Source organism: Parasphingorhabdus sp., from assembly GCF_036964565.1.
Lineage (GTDB): Bacteria > Pseudomonadota > Alphaproteobacteria > Sphingomonadales > Sphingomonadaceae > Parasphingorhabdus.
Genome location: NZ_JBALTN010000004.1, coordinates 146,817 through 161,598 on the forward strand (window position 1 = coordinate 146,817; position 14,782 = coordinate 161,598).

The window sequence follows — 14,782 nt, forward strand, 5'->3', positions numbered from 1 at the left end:
CCATGCAGGAAACAGAAGCCGATACCCGCGCCAATCGTATCGATCCGGTTCTGAAAGAAGCCGGATGGAATGTGGTCGAAGGCTCGACCATCCAACGCGAGCTGACCATTGCGCCGGGGCGGATTATTGGCGGCGGGGAACGGGCCGGGGCCTTGTCCGCCGATTATGTGCTAAGCCATCGCGGGCGGCAGCTTGCGGTGATCGAGGCCAAGCGGGCCGGGCTGGGCCATACCGACGGTGTCGGCCAGGCAAAAAACTATTCCAATATGCTGCAGGCACGTTTCGCCTATTCGACCAATGGCGTCGGCTGGTATGGCATTGACATGCACAGTGGAAGCGAGGGCGATCTGGCCCTTCCATTCCCGACGCCGGAAGAATTGTGGCAGCGATGCTTCCCCCAAGGCAATGACTGGCGCGAACGGTTCGGCGCCATTCCGTTCCAGACCGATGGCGGCAAGTGGCAACCGCGATACTACCAGCACAACGCGATCACAGCCGTCCTGGAGGCCATAGCGCAGCGCAAGGAACGCATCCTGTTGACGCTGGCCACAGGCACCGGAAAGACTTCCATCGCCTTTCAGATCGCATGGAAGCTGTTTGAATCCTCCTGGAACCTCAGCCGCGATCCGGTACGCCGTCCGCGTATCCTATTTCTGGCCGATCGCAACATCTTGGCCGACCAAGCTTACAATAGCTTTAGCGCCTTTCCGCCCGATGCGCTGATGCGGATCAGCCCCGATGAAATTCGCAAACAGGGCAAGGTACCGAAGAACGCCAGCATCTTCTTCACCATCTTTCAGACCTTCATGACAGGCGAGGGCGAGTTCACCTTTGAGGGATATGAGCCCGACTTCTTCGATTTCATCATCATCGACGAATGCCATCGCGGCGGGGCGAAGGATGAAAGCACCTGGCGTGGCATCCTTGAATATTTCGCGCCAGCCGTTCAGCTAGGCCTGACCGCCACGCCCAAGCGCGATGCCAATACCGACACCTATGCCTATTTCGGCGATCCGGTTTACACCTATGCGTTGAAGGAAGGGATTGGCGATGGCTTTCTGACACCCTTCAAGGTGCGGCAGATGGCCAGCACGATGGACAGCTACACCTTCAGCGATGACGACGAGATATTGAGCGGGGAAATCGATCCGGAGAGGGAATATAGCGAGGCCGATTTCAACACCAAGCTGGTGATCGACGAGCGCGAAAAGAGTCGGGTTTCCGAGTTCATGGACCAGATCGACCAGCGGCAGAAGACGTTGGTGTTCTGCGCCACGCAGGATCACGCGGCGCGGGTGCGCAATTTCATCAATCAGATCAAGGACAATCCCGATCCGCATTATTGCGAGCGAGTGACGGCGGATGACGGAAAGCTGGGTGAACAGCATCTGCGTGAGTTCCAAGACAACGAGAAAACGCTGCCGACCATTTTGACGACCTCGCAGAAACTCTCGACCGGGGTGGATGCGCGAAATATCCGCAACATCGTGCTGCTGCGCCCGGTCAAGTCGATGATCGAGTTCAAGCAAATCATCGGGCGCGGCACACGCACCTTCGACGGGAAGGACTTTTTTACCGTATATGACTTCGTGAAGGCCTATGAGCATTTCAACGATCCGGAATGGGATGGCGAACCTCTGCCGCCAGACGTCGGTGGCCCAGCAAGGCCGGTTGTCGATGATGTTGAATATCCGTTCACGCCGGAACAGCCCGGCGATCTTAATCCGCTGGCAGAGATGAAGGAAAAAATAGTCGTCAAGCTAGCCGACGGCAAGGAACGCCAGATTCGCTATATCTCCGCCACAACCTATATGTTCAATGGCAGACCGATCAGTGCGCAAGAGTTCATGGACAACCTTTTCGGCGATCTGGGCAGTCTGGTAGCCGATGAGGATGAATTGCGGAGCGTCTGGAGCGATCCCGATGCCCGGACCGCTTTCATCGCTCGCTTGTCCGAAATGGGTTACGACCGCGACCGACTGGACGATATGCGTCGCCTGATAGATGCGCCTAACTCCGACATTTTCGACGTGCTGGCCTACATCCGCTTCACCCTGGCACCCCTGGCGCGAACAGACCGGGTCGATATGGCCAGAACAAACGGGATGGACGGATACGAAGTCGAAATGCGCGAGTTTCTCGATTTTGTTCTGCAGTCTTATTCCGTTCAAGGCATTCGCGAACTCGAACCTGGACGACTGGGAGATTTCCTTCGCATACGATATGGCGGCACGAATGATGCTAAGAAGAAACTAGGTTCAGTCACGGAGATCAGGCAAGCCTTCTTCGATATCCAGAGGCATCTTTTTCAGTGACATGGGGGATGTTTCACCAACTTTTGCTGACTTGGCCATACTCGGATATGAATACGTGATCATGAAATTTCGCAGAGGATTCAGCTATGATTGATGACCCCCTAGACGACCAGGAAATAGACGAAAGTCTGGAGGATTTAGAGCATCAAGATGATTGGGCTGAAGGCGCAGTTTTGTGGTCAACAGACTGGACAGCGGAAACGGTCGTATCTCAACTAGAACGTGGAAATATCGAGCTAAATCCTAGCTTTCAGCGGCGTTCTGCTTGGACAGATAAAAAGCAGAGTCTGTTCATTGAGTCGCTAATTCTCGGTTTACCAATCCCGCAATTGATCTTGGCCGAAGACAAGAATCGTAAGGGCTCCTTTATCGTGATTGATGGCAAACAAAGGCTGCTCGCGGTACGGCGCTTTTCCGCGCAAGAAGAGGATGAAGGGTTTAAGCCTCTAAAATTGCGCCAATTGAACGAAAGGCACGATCTTAATGGTAAGACCTATGCAGATTTACTGGAAGATGATTCCGAAGATCTTTCGGCCTTTCAGAACTCGACGATAAGGACCGTCGTTATACGGAATTGGAAAAGTGAGGCTTACCTATACGAAGTATTTTTACGTATTAATACAGGAAGCGTACAACTCTCTCCTCAAGAATTAAGACAAGCTCTTCACCCAGGTTTATTTTCTTCATATATCGACGATGCTTCAGCAGATTCTATTGAACTAAAATCAGCTCTAAAATTAAAAGAACCTGACTTTAGAATGCGGGATGCTGAAATACTACTTCGTTATTTGGCATATAAAAATTTTGCGAACGAATATCGCGGCAATCTAAAATTGTTTTTAGATAACGCTACAATGGTTTTAAATGATGCTTGGGAAATTAAAAAGCAAACGATCGAAAAGCAAGTCTCCGAAATGGAAAATGCATTTGAATTCACAAGGGAAGTTTTTGGAGAGGAAAATTATCTCCGAAAGTGGAATGGTGAAAATTTTGAGCGTCGGAAAAATCGAGCAATTTTTGATATAATGCTGCACTATTTCTCCATTCCTGAGCTCCGAGACGCGCTGGCCACCAAGGGTCCAGAAGTCCGTCAGGCGTTCAAAGACTTATGCGACAAAGACGATGAGTTCATGGGTTCAATTGAGCGGACAACTAAGTCAATGGAAGCAAATCTGATCCGCTTCAACAAATGGGCTCAGATTCTGTCAGAGCTTTCGGAAATCACAGTGCCGCGGCTGGAGTTTAAAGACTGACATGGCTACGCGCGAATTTCGGAGTCTCAAACGAAATATTGATTTACTCAAATCACAATTCCTAAATTTCGAAAAGAGAGTTAATGGTCGCTACACGCGGCAAGAGCTATTAAACTGCCGAGCATTCGTCGCTTTCGTGCATGCTGAATTTGAAAGTTACTTCGAATCAGTTGCTGATAATATTTTGACACGAGCTAAAAAGAATTGGAAAAAGTCTGGAAGGGCCGGCACGGTAATCTCAGGACTACTAGCCTTTCGCAACGATTCCAAAGCTACCATTGCGTCAGATATCGCTAAACCCGGCGATCGACAGACTTTAGAGTACTGCATATGCTTTAGCATCGCGTCACAAGAGAAAATAATCCAGACGAATAATGGAATTAAGCCAGATAATTTTTCAAATCTCTTTTCACCGCTCGGTGTAACCAAAAACCATGTCGATGAGGCTCTTTCGATCCAACTTGAGAATTTTGGTAGTCGGAGAGGAGGCTTGGTCCACAGCGGTGCTCAAATATCTTTACCTAGGATAAGAGACCCGTTTGATGACGAGTATTCCGATGTAGAATTCTTGCTCAAGGAAGTGGCCGCATTCGACGAAAAGGTTGGTGGCTTCCGTTAATTTCGAACAGTCATTGTCTCGATGGTTTTTCAACTGAATTCTGTATCTGACAATATTTAGTTTTGGCGCAAACCCACATCACCAACGACTGGTTCAGGGCAGCAGCAAGCTCGAATCACCGTAACTGTAGAAGCGATAGTTTTTCCTGATCGCGTGACCGTAAGCCGCCTGCATCGTCTCCAGCCCCATCAGCGCGCTGACCAGCATGAACAGGGTCGACTTCGGCAGGTGGAAATTGGTCATCAGGCCGTCGATTGCTCGGAACTTGTAGCCGGGGGTGATGAAGATATCGGTATCGCCCTCGAACGGGCGGATGAGGCCGTCGGGGCCGGTGGCGCTCTCCAGCAGGCGCAGGCTGGTGGTGCCGACGGCGATCACGCGGCCGCCGGCCTGCCGCGCCGCGTTCAGGCGGTCAGCGGTGGCGGCGTCGATTTTGCCCCATTCGCTGTGCATCCGGTGGTCGTCGGTCTCCTCGACCTTGACCGGCAGGAAGGTGCCGGCGCCGACGTGCAGGGTCAGCGTCTCGCTGCCGATGCCGGCGGCGGCCAGGCTGGCGAGCAGGCCTTCGGTGAAGTGCAGCGCCGCGGTCGGGGCGGCGACGGCGCCTTTTTCCCTGGCGAACATCGTCTGATAGTCGTCGGCGTCGCGGGCGTCGATCGCCCGCTTGCTGGCGATATAGGGCGGCAGCGGCATGGTGCCGGCGCGCTCGAGCAGCAGTTCGACCGGCTCGTCGCCGAGGAAGCGCAGGATGAAGCTGCCGTCGTCGAGCCTGGCTTCGGCCTCGGCGGAGACGTCGCTGCCGAAATCGACGGTCTCGCCGATGCGCAGGCGTTTGGCGTTGCGGATGAAGGCCTGCCAGCGGCGGAGGTCGACGCGCTTGTGCAGCGTCGCGCCGATGCGGGCGTCGCCGCGGGTGCCGGTCAGCTGGGCGGGGATCACTCTGGTGTCGTTGAACACCAGGATGTCGCGCGGGCCGAGCAGGCCGGGGAGATCGGTCACGCTATGGTCGGACAGCCGGTCGCCGGTGACCGCGAGCAACCTGGCGCTGTCGCGCGGCACCGCCGGCCGGAGGGCGATGCACTCCGGCGGCAGTTCAAAGTCGAAACGATCTACCCGCATGGGACGGGCTAGGGATTGATCGGCGCGTTCAGGTCATCGACGGTGATCGGCGCCTCGGTTGCGGCGGCGCCGGGGCCCGGCAGCACCGGCGGCTTGTTGTCGGCGGCGATTGAGGCCTGCAGGATCCGGCTCGGGTTCATCGGCGGCTCGCCGCGGGCGATCTTGTCGACATGTTCCATGCCGGCTGTGACCCGGCCGAAGGCGGAATATTTGCCGTCGAGCGAGAAGCGCGGGTAGAAGACGATGAAGAACTGGCTGTTGGCGCTGTCCTCGCTGGCCGCACGGGCCATCGACACGACGCCGCGGACGTGCGGGAACTTGCCGAATTCGGGCTGCAGGTCGGGCAGCTCCGAGCCGCCGGTGCCGGTGCCGGTCGGATCGCCGGTCTGCGCCATGAAGCCGTCGATCACGCGGTGGAAAATCTGGCCGTCGTAAAAGCCCTGGCGGGCCAGGGTCTTGATCCGCTCGACATGGTTGGGGGCGAGATCGGCGAACAGCTGGATCGTTACACGGCCGCCGGTGGACAGGTCGAGATAGAGGATATTCTCCGCCGCCGGGACCGAGGCCGGCGCCGGCGCGGGCGGTTCCGCGTCCTGCGCCTGGGCGGCGGAGGCAGCGAGGAACAGGGCGGAGAAAGTCAGAATGATATTGCGCAGCATGGCATACTCATTTGGTATCAGGGGTTGGAAGACGTTACCCGCCTTTGGACGATTCCACCTTTCACTGCAATGAATTGCTGGTGAGGGCTATTGATCGCCCTTGAGGCCGATGGCGCGGACGCGGTCGGTGATTTCGTCGGCGACCGGCGGCGTCACGAACTTGTGGATCTCGCCGCCGAACATGGCGATTTCCTTGACCAGGCGCGAGGCGATCGGCTGCAGCGAGACATCGGCCATCAGGAAGACGGTCTCGATATCGCCGTTGAGCTGCTGGTTCATGCCGGCCATCTGATATTCATATTCGAAGTCGGCAACGGCGCGCAGGCCGCGGACGATGACGCTGGCGCCCTGCTTCTCGGCAAATTTCATCAGCAGCATGTTGAAGCCGACGACCTCGACGCCGTCGCCCAGCTCGGCGGTCTCGCGGCGCACCATTGCCAGCCGCTCCTCGTCCGAGAACATCGGCGATTTCGACGGGTTGGTGGTGACGCCGATGACCAGCTTGTCGACCAGGCGCATGCCGCGCTTGATGATGTCCATATGGCCCAGGGTGATGGGGTCGAATGTCCCCGGATAAACGCCGATTCTCATATATTGCTCCCCCGCCTAGCGGTCTCTTGCGACTGTATATTCGGCGATGGCGCGGAGGAGATTGGCTTCCGCGCCATAGCCGTTCAGATGGGCCCTCGCCTGGTCGGCCAGCATCTGCGCCTGCTCTCGCGCGCGCTCCAGCCCCATCAGGCTGAGAAAGGTTTCCTTACCCGCCTCCGCGTCCTTCTGCAGCGCCTTGCCGGCCTTTGTCTCGTCGCCTTCGACGTCGAGGATGTCGTCGGCAATCTGGAAGGCGAGGCCCAGGTCATGGGCATAGCCGCGCAGGCTGGTGCGGCCTTCCTCGGGGACCCGGCCGAGGATCGCGCCGATCTCGACGCAGGCGGCGATCAGCGCGCCGGTCTTGAGCTGCTGCAGCCGGGTGACGGTCTGCAGGTCGAAGGTGGCATTTTCCGCCACCAGATCCATCATCTGGCCGCCCGCCATGCCAGCGGGACCGGCGGCCCGGGCGAGGCAGGCGGTCATCTCGGCGCGGACAAACGGATCATGGTGGGTGCGCTCGTCGGCGAGCAGGCCGAAGGCCAGCGCGTGCAGCGCGTCGCCGGCGAGCACCGCCGTCGCCTCGCCAAAGACGATATGGGTGGTCGGCTTGCCGCGGCGCAGATCGTCGTCATCCATGCAGGGCAGATCGTCGTGGATCAGCGAATAGACGTGCAGCGCCTCGACCGCGGTGGCGGCGCGGATGGCGCAGGATTCATCGACGTTGAACAGGCCGGCGGTCGCCATCACCAGCAGCGGCCGCAGCCGCTTGCCGCCGCCGATCGCGGCATGGCGCATCGCCTCGTAGAGCTGGCTGCGGGCATCGTCGGGCACCTGCAGCAGGGAATCAAACTGGCGATCGACCGCGGTGGCGACCCGGCCCATCTCGCGGAAAAGATCCGCATTGTTGTTGGCCGCCAACGCTTCAGTCCGCGTCAAAGGGGGCAGTGGCTTGCGGCTTGCCGTCGCGGTCCAGCGTGATCTTCTCAATCTTGGCCTGCGCGGCTTCCAGCCGCTGCTGGCACAGGCCGCGCAATTTCTCGCCTTCGCTGTACAGTTCGATCGACTGGTCGAGCGGCACGTCGCCGCTTTCCAGCTTGCGGACGATGTCTTCGAGCCGCTTCAGCGCGTCCTCGAAACTCAATGCGGTCAGGTCTTCATGGGTTTCGCTCATGGCGAAATTCAATGACGGGGCTTTGGGCCGCGGTCAAGGGCTTGGCGCTTCACTATCGTCAACTTCCGGTGTAGCTTTGGCAAAAAGGGGGAGAAAAGGATGTTCATCGGTCATTTTGCGCCAGCGATGGTCGCCGCCGCCCATCCCAGGGCGCCGGGACTCGGCACGCTGTTTGTCGCCGGCCAGTTGCTCGATTTCGGATTTTTCGGGCTGGCGCTGGTCGGTGTGGAGAATTTCCGGATCACACCCGGGATCACCCGGATGGTGCCGCTCGACCTTTATGACATGCCCTATACCCACAGCCTGCTCGGCAGCGCGGTGCTGGCGGCGGCCTTCGCGCTGCTGATCTGGCTGGTCACGCGCAACCGGACCGGCGCGCTGATCGGCGGCGCCGTGGTGCTGTCGCACTGGTTTCTCGACCTGCTGGTCCATGCGCCGGACCTGACGCTGGCCGGTGCGCCGCCAAAACTGGGCTTCGGCCTGTGGAACCATCCGCTGATCGAGATGCCGCTGGAGCTGGGCATCACCTTTGGCGCGCTGGCCTTTTACGCGATCCGGACGAAAGCGATTTCCCCCCAGTCGAAATATGCGCTTGGCCTTTTGGCCGTATTGCTGCTGGCGATGCAGTCGGTCAACTGGTTCGGGCCGGAACCGCAATCCGCGGACATGGCGATGAAGCTGACCGGACTGATTGCCTTCTCGATAGCCGCGCTCGCGGCCTGGTGGGTCGGCCGGACGCGCAGATTGAAACAGTCTTGAGGACGAACCGCACATGACCCAATATATTGCTGCCTATTTCATCGCCGCGCTGATTTTCGGGATTCTCGATGCCCTCTGGCTGAGCAATGCGGCGCCCGCGCTCTATCGCCCGATCATCGGCGACATCATGGCCGACAAGTTCCGGCTGGCGCCGGCGCTGACCTTCTATGCCCTCTATCTTTGCGGCATGATGTGGTTTGCCGTGCGCCCGGCGCTGGTCGACGGCCAGTGGGCCACCGCGCTGCTCAACGGAGCGCTGCTGGGCTTCTTCTGCTATGCGACCTTCGACCTGACCAGCCAGGCGGTGTTCAAGACCTGGTCGACCAAGCTGACGATCATCGACATGATCTGGGGCACGTTCGCGACCGGCACGACGGCGGCGCTGACCGCGTTTCTGGTGCTGCGGTTCGTGAAGGCCTAGGCTGGATTCGCCGGTTCGGGCATTTCATCCCCGGAATTTATCGCCGAGCGCCGCGATCCGCGCCGGCAGGAGCGCAAAAATGGCCTGGCGCCTAGCCTCGCTGGCCGATGCCCATTCGCCGATTTCCGACAAACTTCGCCCGCAACCGACGCACAGGCCCGTTGGCCGATCGATGGTGCAGATATCGTTGCAGGGCGATTTCATGGCGCGGACAGCTGCTCCTCGATCTGGCCCAGCCGTTCCTTGCCGAAATAGATCTCGCCGTCGACGAACATCGTCGGGATGCCGAAGGCGCCGCGCTCGACGGCATTTTCCGTATTGTCGATCAGCCCTTGCTTGATCGCGGGATCCTGGGTCATGGCCAGCAGCGCCTGCCCATCGAATCCGCCATTGTGCAAAATCTTGCCCAGCGTGTCGGCGTCGGTGACATCCAGTCCCTGCTCCCAGATCGCCGGCAGCAACGTCTCGATGAACCCAGCCTGTTTCTCGGGTTCCAGCGCGACCAGCATGCGCTGCAGGGTGATGGTGTTGAGCGGGAATTTCGGGTTCATCCGGAATTTGGTCAGCCCATGCTTCTGTATGAAGCGGTTCATTTCCAGCATCGCATAGTCATTCTTGCCCTTCACCTCCGCATCGCGGACGAAGGGCGGCGCGTTGCCGGTCAGCTTGTGCATGCCACCGAGAAAGGCCGGCGTGATCGCGATGGCCGCGCCATATTTTTCTGCCAGCGCCCGCAGCGGCGACCAGATGAGATAGGCGTTGGGACTCACGAAATCGAAAATCAGTTCAATCGTCTTTGCCATGATCAAGCTCCTGCGGAGGCGGGGATACAGACCTCATAAAGCAGCGCCACGAAACATCAATTCCCTCTGGTCGAAATTGCTGTGCCTCGTTAAAGGGTCTGCATGACAACAGACACGCTGATCGCAGAGCCCCAGATCTCCACCGAAACCGTGCGCGAGCACGGCCTCAACGCGGAGGAATATCAGCGCATATTGAACGCGCTCGGCCGCGAGCCGAATATCACCGAGCTCGGGATATTTTCGGTGATGTGGTCGGAACATTGTTCCTACAAGTCGTCGCGCCTGCATCTCAAGAAGCTGCCGACCACCGGACCGCAGGTGATCTGCGGCCCTGGCGAGAATGCCGGGGTGATCGATATTGGCGACGGCCCTGATGGACAAAAAATGGCAGCGATCTTCAAGATGGAGAGCCACAACCACCCGTCCTATATCGAGCCCTATCAGGGTGCGGCAACCGGCGTTGGCGGCATATTGCGCGATGTCTTCACGATGGGTGCGCGGCCCGTGGCGAACCTCAACGCGCTGCGCTTCGGCCGGCCCGACCATCCGAAGATGAAGCATCTGGTCAAGGGCGTGGTTGCCGGGATCGGGGGATACGGCAATTGCGTCGGGGTGCCAACGGTCGGCGGCGAGACCAATTTCGATCCCGCCTATGACGGCAATATCATTGTCAACGCGATGACCGTCGGCGTCGCCGATGCCGACAAGATTTTCTATTCGGCAGCCAGCGGCGTCGGCAATCCGATCGTCTATGTCGGGTCGAAGACCGGCCGCGACGGCATCCACGGCGCGACCATGGCGAGCGCCGAATTTGACGATGACAGCGACGAGAAGCGCCCGACCGTGCAGGTCGGCGATCCGTTCACCGAGAAACTGCTGATCGAGGCCTGCCTCGAACTGATGGCGAGCGACGCGATTGTCGCGATCCAGGACATGGGCGCGGCCGGCCTGACCAGCTCCAGCGTCGAGATGGCGACCAATGGAGAAGTCGGCATCATCCTCGACATGGACAAGGTGCCGTGCCGCGAAACCGGCATGACCGCTTATGAAATGATGCTCAGCGAATCGCAGGAACGCATGCTGATGGTGCTGAAGCCCGGCCGGGAAGAGATGGCCGAGGCGATCTTCACCAAATGGGAGCTGGATTTCGCGGTGATCGGCGAGGTTACCGACACGCGCCGGATGGTGCTGACCCACAAGGGCGAAACCGTCTGCGACATTCCGCTCGGCCCGCTCGCCGACGACGCGCCGCTTTATGACCGGCCGCATCTGACCCGCGAGGAATATGCCGCGCATGTCAATATCCAGCCGCTTGGGGATATCCCCGAAAGTGACGATATCGGGGCAGACCTGGTGAAGATGATGGCCAGCCCGGCGCTGGCTTCGCGCCGCTGGATCTGGGAACAATATGACAGCCAGGTCGGTGCCGATACCGCCCAGCGGTCCGGCGGCGATGCCGCAGTGGTCCGCGTGCACGGCACCAACAAGGGCCTCGCCATCACCACCGACTGCACGCCGCGCTACTGCAAGGCCGATCCCTATGAAGGCGGCAAGCAGGCGATTGCCGAGGCCTATCGCAATCTCTGCGCGGTCGGCGCCAAGCCGCTTGCGACCACCGACTGCATGAATTTCGGCAATCCCGAGAAACCGCATATCATGGGCCAGTTTGTCGGCTGCATCGAGGGCATGGCGGAAGCCTGCAAGGCGCTCGACATGCCGATCGTCTCCGGCAATGTCAGCCTCTATAACGAGACCACCGGTGCCGACGGCATCAGCCATGCGATCCTGCCGACCCCGGCGATCGGCGCGGTCGGCCTGATCGACGATCTCGACACCATGATGACCATCGGTTTCAAGAATGAGGGCGATCATATCGCCACCATCGGCTTTCATTATGAAGAGCTCGGCCAGTCGACCTGGCTGCGCGAAATCCATGGCCTGCAGGACGGCCCGCCGCCGAAGGTCGACCTCAAGGACGAAGAATGGGCGGGCCGAGTGATCCGCGAGCTGATCGCCGCAGGCAAGGTCACCGCGGTGCATGACATCAGCGATGGCGGCCTTGCCGTGGCGCTGGCCGAAATGGCGCTCGCTGGCAATCTGGGCGCGGAAATCGACCAGATGACCAGCGCCTTTGCCTTCAGCGAGGCGCAGGGCCGCTATGTCATCACCTATCGCGCCGACGCCGAACTGGATCGCGAGCAGGTGCCGTTCGAGAAGATTGGCGAGGTCAAAGGCGACAAGCTGGTGCTGAACGGCAAGCCGATCGCGGTGGACGATCTGCGCTCTGCCCATGAAAGTTTCTTCCGCGACTGGATGGAGGACTGATTGCCAATAGCATCAAATGATGCTATCAAAGATGTCATGCGAACAACGGTTACCATTGATGATGATCTGATGGACCGGGCAATGGAATATACCGGCATCAGCGAACGTGCGACCATCCTGCGGCTGGCACTGGAGCAATTTGTTGCCATCGGCGCTGAAAAGCGGCTCGCCAGGCTGAAGGGCAGCTTGCCAGATCTGGAAGCACCACCCCGCCGCCGGCAGCCGCGCTTCGTCAATTCCGACTAGTTCAAAAATGATCCTCATCGATACATCCACATGGGTCGATCATTTCCGCGGCATCGATACATTGCTCGACAGCCCGCCGGTGCAATCGGTCCGGCGGCTGCTCCATCCCTTTGTCTATGGCGAATTGCTGCTGGGCGGCCTGCCGAAAGATGATGCGGTCCGGGAATTGCTTGCGGATCTGCAGCCGGCACCGGTGGCCGATCCGTCGGAGGTGGCGGCCTTTATTGAATGGGCCGGTCTCGCGGGAACCGGAATCGGCTATGTCGACACCCATTTGCTGGTGTCGGCGCGCATGGTCGAAAATGGGTGTTTGCTGACCCAGGACCGAAACTTGTTGGAACAGGCGCAGCGTCTTGATATTGCCTATCCATCATGACCTCAGGCTATTCCAACACCCCGCTCGCCGACAAACTCTCCCTCAAGGACGGGATGCGCGTCTGGTTTGCCGATATGCCGGACAGCGTCCGCGCGGAAATCGCAGCGGCCGAGCTTACCCTGTCCGAGGAAGAGGTGCCGACCCCTGGCCTGCACAGCGCCCATATTTTCGTCAGCGACAGGGCGGAGATGGCAAAGCAGCTGACCACGCTGCGCGAGATGATCGACCCCGCCGGCCAGGTCTGGGTCAGCTGGCCAAAAAAATCCGCCAGAGTCGAAACCGACATCAGCGAGGACACGATTCGCGAGGTCGCCCTGCCCATGGGTTTTGTCGATATCAAGGTCTGCGCAGTGGACGCGACCTGGTCGGGGCTGAAGCTGGTGATCCGCAGGGAATTACGCTGAACGCCTCATCGGTTAGCACGGCGCTTGTCGACGTGCGCTTATCGCCTTGCGGCGTCTTTCGACAGGCTCAGGACCGAAGCTAATTTACGCCGGCTGGGCGAGCATGTCATAGGGGTCGATATCCCGCGCCCGGAAGCGGGCATGGGCTTCGTGGTAATGATGCGGTGTCCGGATGTGCATGCGCTGCCGCAGGGTATCCAGCGGCTGGGCGAGCAGGTCGACAATCGATTCCTCGGTGATCCGCGGACAGGCCTTGCCCATTTTCTGGGCTTCGCGGATCGCCTTGAAAATCGGCGCGTCGCTCTTGATCTGCCTCTTCATGTTCAAACCGGCCGCATAGGCGATGAAGATATTGCCGAGGGACGGGTTCTGGCCATAAGTGAACGCCAGCACACAGGCCTCGCCCAGCGCGTCGCGGCCATAGCCGGTCAGAACGTGCAGCAGGTCGTGGGTGTCGCGCTGGCGAAACCCGTACCATTCGATCAGGTCATTATATTTGCGCGGGCTGAACCGGTCATATTCGGCGATCAGTCCGGCGGCGCTCAGGCCTTCTTTTTCCATGAAATCGCAATAGGCATGAGCGAGGCTGCCCTCGGGCATCTCGCGCAGGCGGTCATGGTCGTCGAGCATCGGCGCCAGCTCCGGTTCGCTGGCCAGCAGTGCCCTGCCCCTGTCGCTCTCGACAAAGGCCCTGGCATCCTTGCGGAAGCCGGGACGCGGCAGCGATTCAAAGATATGGAACACCTGCTCGGTATCTTCCTTGTCCTTGATCAGCTCGCGGAAATGATGCAGCGCCTTCAGCGGACGAAAGCGGGCCGCGGGCCGTTCCGGATGGATGAACGGTCGTTGCGAATCAGCGGGGGCGGCAAAGTCATGGTCAATTTTCATACCGCCCATATGTGACTTACTGACATTAATGTCAATATAGATTCATCGCTTTCCACCACAAGCCGGCTCCGCTAATCATCGTCCGGTCCCGAACTTGAAAAAGCTTGCCCAGAACCGGACGCCGGAGACAGGAACTTGAAGCCCCACGACACGCTGCCCTATACCGATCTCCCGACCTATTCCGACGCCGAGCGGGTTGCCCGCTCGCGGGCCTTCTACGAGGCGATCGGAACGCGCCGGACCTGTCGTTATTTCAGCGAGGAGCTCGTGCCTCGCGCGGTCATCGAAAATGCCATTCTCGCCGCGGGCACCGCGCCCAACGGAGCCAATCACCAGCCCTGGCATTTTGCCGTGATCGCGTCCCCGGAACGAAAAAAGGCGCTGCGCGCTGCCGCCGAGGAAGAAGAGCGCGCCTTTTACGCGAGCAAGGGCAGCGAAGAATGGCTCAAGGCGCTGGCGCCGCTGGGCACCGATGCCGACAAGCCGTTTTTGGAGGCCGCACCCTGGCTGATCGTCATTTTCGGCCAGCGCAAGGGCGGCATGAACCCCGGCGAGATGAAGCAGAATTATTATGTCAGCGAAAGCGTCGGCATTGCCACCGGAATATTGATCACCGCGCTGCATGATGCAGGGCTGGCCACGCTGACCCACACGCCCAATCCGATGAAATTCCTCAACCGGCTCTGCGAGCGGCCACCAAACGAGAAACCGATGATGGTGCTGGTCGTCGGCAAGCCCGCAGCCGACGCCACCATTCCGGTTCATGCGACGATCAAGAAGCCGCTCGACCAGATCGCCAGCTGGTTGTGAATCCTTTGATTTTACAGCATTTC

18 protein-coding genes are annotated in these 14,782 nt (G+C 59.2%); 10 read left to right on the forward strand and 8 right to left on the reverse strand.

The window, feature by feature from the left end; all coding sequences use genetic code 11:
• Window positions 1-2: 2 nt before the first annotated feature.
• The 3 genes from hsdR to V7650_RS06685 all read left to right on the forward strand — a co-directional run bounded on the left by hsdR (window position 3) and on the right by V7650_RS06685 (window position 4,187).
• A complete protein-coding gene (gene hsdR / locus V7650_RS06675; protein WP_335655475.1) occupies window positions 3-2,315 on the forward strand; it encodes an EcoAI/FtnUII family type I restriction enzme subunit R in 2,313 nt (770 codons plus the stop codon).
• Window positions 2,316-2,401: 86 nt separating this feature from the next.
• On the forward strand, window positions 2,402-3,568 hold the full coding sequence (locus tag V7650_RS06680; RefSeq protein WP_335655476.1) for a DUF262 domain-containing protein: 1,167 nt from the start codon (window positions 2,402-2,404) through the stop codon (window positions 3,566-3,568).
• A 1-nt stretch (window position 3,569) separates the two neighbouring features.
• Window positions 3,570-4,187, forward strand: a complete 618-nt coding sequence (locus V7650_RS06685; protein ID WP_335655477.1) for a HEPN domain-containing protein — start codon at window positions 3,570-3,572, stop codon at window positions 4,185-4,187.
• A 93-nt stretch (window positions 4,188-4,280) separates the two neighbouring features.
• Here the strand turns inward: V7650_RS06685 and queA are convergent, their stop codons facing one another.
• From queA to V7650_RS06710, 5 genes are all read right to left on the reverse strand, one after another.
• Window positions 4,281-5,306: a tRNA preQ1(34) S-adenosylmethionine ribosyltransferase-isomerase QueA gene (gene queA / locus V7650_RS06690; protein WP_335655478.1), complete on the reverse strand. Its 1,026-nt coding sequence runs from the start codon at window positions 5,304-5,306 to the stop codon at window positions 4,281-4,283.
• A gap of 8 nt (window positions 5,307-5,314) precedes the next feature.
• Window positions 5,315-5,965, reverse strand: a complete 651-nt coding sequence (locus tag V7650_RS06695; protein WP_335655479.1) for a peptidylprolyl isomerase — start codon at window positions 5,963-5,965, stop codon at window positions 5,315-5,317.
• 87 nt (window positions 5,966-6,052) lie between these two features.
• Complete coding sequence (coaD, locus tag V7650_RS06700; protein WP_335655480.1) at window positions 6,053-6,556, reverse strand: pantetheine-phosphate adenylyltransferase; 504 nt, start codon at window positions 6,554-6,556, stop codon at window positions 6,053-6,055.
• A gap of 15 nt (window positions 6,557-6,571) precedes the next feature.
• Window positions 6,572-7,438 (reverse strand): polyprenyl synthetase family protein, encoded by an 867-nt coding sequence (locus tag V7650_RS06705; RefSeq protein WP_335655695.1) that lies wholly within the window; start codon window positions 7,436-7,438, stop codon window positions 6,572-6,574.
• A 40-nt stretch (window positions 7,439-7,478) separates the two neighbouring features.
• Window positions 7,479-7,727: an exodeoxyribonuclease VII small subunit gene (locus V7650_RS06710; protein WP_335655481.1), complete on the reverse strand. Its 249-nt coding sequence runs from the start codon at window positions 7,725-7,727 to the stop codon at window positions 7,479-7,481.
• A 99-nt stretch (window positions 7,728-7,826) separates the two neighbouring features.
• Here V7650_RS06710 and V7650_RS06715 point away from each other — a divergent pair, with 99 nt between their 5' ends.
• Both V7650_RS06715 and V7650_RS06720 read left to right on the forward strand, forming a co-directional pair.
• The gene (locus V7650_RS06715) at window positions 7,827-8,486 is read left to right on the forward strand and encodes a hypothetical protein (protein ID WP_335655482.1); all 660 of its coding nucleotides are present in this window, start codon (window positions 7,827-7,829) and stop codon (window positions 8,484-8,486) included.
• A gap of 13 nt (window positions 8,487-8,499) precedes the next feature.
• On the forward strand, window positions 8,500-8,907 hold the full coding sequence (locus V7650_RS06720) for a DUF2177 family protein (protein WP_335655483.1): 408 nt from the start codon (window positions 8,500-8,502) through the stop codon (window positions 8,905-8,907).
• A 24-nt stretch (window positions 8,908-8,931) separates the two neighbouring features.
• Here V7650_RS06720 and V7650_RS06725 read toward each other — a convergent pair whose 3' ends face one another.
• Together V7650_RS06725 and V7650_RS06730 are read right to left on the reverse strand one after the other, a co-directional pair.
• Entirely contained in the window at window positions 8,932-9,111 is a 180-nt protein-coding gene (locus V7650_RS06725; RefSeq protein ID WP_335655484.1) for a DUF1289 domain-containing protein, read from the reverse strand.
• Window positions 9,108-9,710 (reverse strand): 2-hydroxychromene-2-carboxylate isomerase, encoded by a 603-nt coding sequence (locus V7650_RS06730; protein WP_335655485.1) that lies wholly within the window; start codon window positions 9,708-9,710, stop codon window positions 9,108-9,110. The genes V7650_RS06725 and V7650_RS06730 overlap by 4 nt, the downstream gene beginning before the upstream one ends.
• Window positions 9,711-9,812: 102 nt before the next feature.
• Here V7650_RS06730 and purL point away from each other — a divergent pair, with 102 nt between their 5' ends.
• The 4 genes from purL to V7650_RS06750 are packed head-to-tail and all read left to right on the forward strand — an operon-like array spanning window position 9,813 to window position 13,061.
• A complete protein-coding gene (gene purL / locus V7650_RS06735) occupies window positions 9,813-12,035 on the forward strand; it encodes a phosphoribosylformylglycinamidine synthase subunit PurL (RefSeq protein WP_335655486.1) in 2,223 nt (740 codons plus the stop codon).
• A gap of 36 nt (window positions 12,036-12,071) precedes the next feature.
• Window positions 12,072-12,281 (forward strand): type II toxin-antitoxin system VapB family antitoxin, encoded by a 210-nt coding sequence (locus tag V7650_RS06740; RefSeq protein WP_335655487.1) that lies wholly within the window; start codon window positions 12,072-12,074, stop codon window positions 12,279-12,281.
• A 7-nt stretch (window positions 12,282-12,288) separates the two neighbouring features.
• On the forward strand, window positions 12,289-12,657 hold the full coding sequence (locus V7650_RS06745) for a type II toxin-antitoxin system VapC family toxin (RefSeq protein WP_335655488.1): 369 nt from the start codon (window positions 12,289-12,291) through the stop codon (window positions 12,655-12,657).
• Window positions 12,654-13,061 carry a hypothetical protein gene (locus V7650_RS06750; protein ID WP_335655489.1) on the forward strand — a complete coding sequence of 136 codons (408 nt, stop codon included), beginning with the start codon at window positions 12,654-12,656 and terminating at the stop codon, window positions 13,059-13,061. The genes V7650_RS06745 and V7650_RS06750 overlap by 4 nt, the downstream gene beginning before the upstream one ends.
• Before the next feature lie 84 nt (window positions 13,062-13,145).
• On the opposite strand, the gene V7650_RS06755 is transcribed toward V7650_RS06750, so the two are convergent.
• Window positions 13,146-13,958 carry a Coq4 family protein gene (locus V7650_RS06755; RefSeq protein WP_335655490.1) on the reverse strand — a complete coding sequence of 271 codons (813 nt, stop codon included), beginning with the start codon at window positions 13,956-13,958 and terminating at the stop codon, window positions 13,146-13,148.
• Between the two features lie 126 nt (window positions 13,959-14,084).
• Here V7650_RS06755 and V7650_RS06760 point away from each other — a divergent pair, with 126 nt between their 5' ends.
• Window positions 14,085-14,759, forward strand: a complete 675-nt coding sequence (locus V7650_RS06760; RefSeq protein WP_335655491.1) for a nitroreductase family protein — start codon at window positions 14,085-14,087, stop codon at window positions 14,757-14,759.
• Window positions 14,760-14,782: the final 23 nt, after the last annotated feature.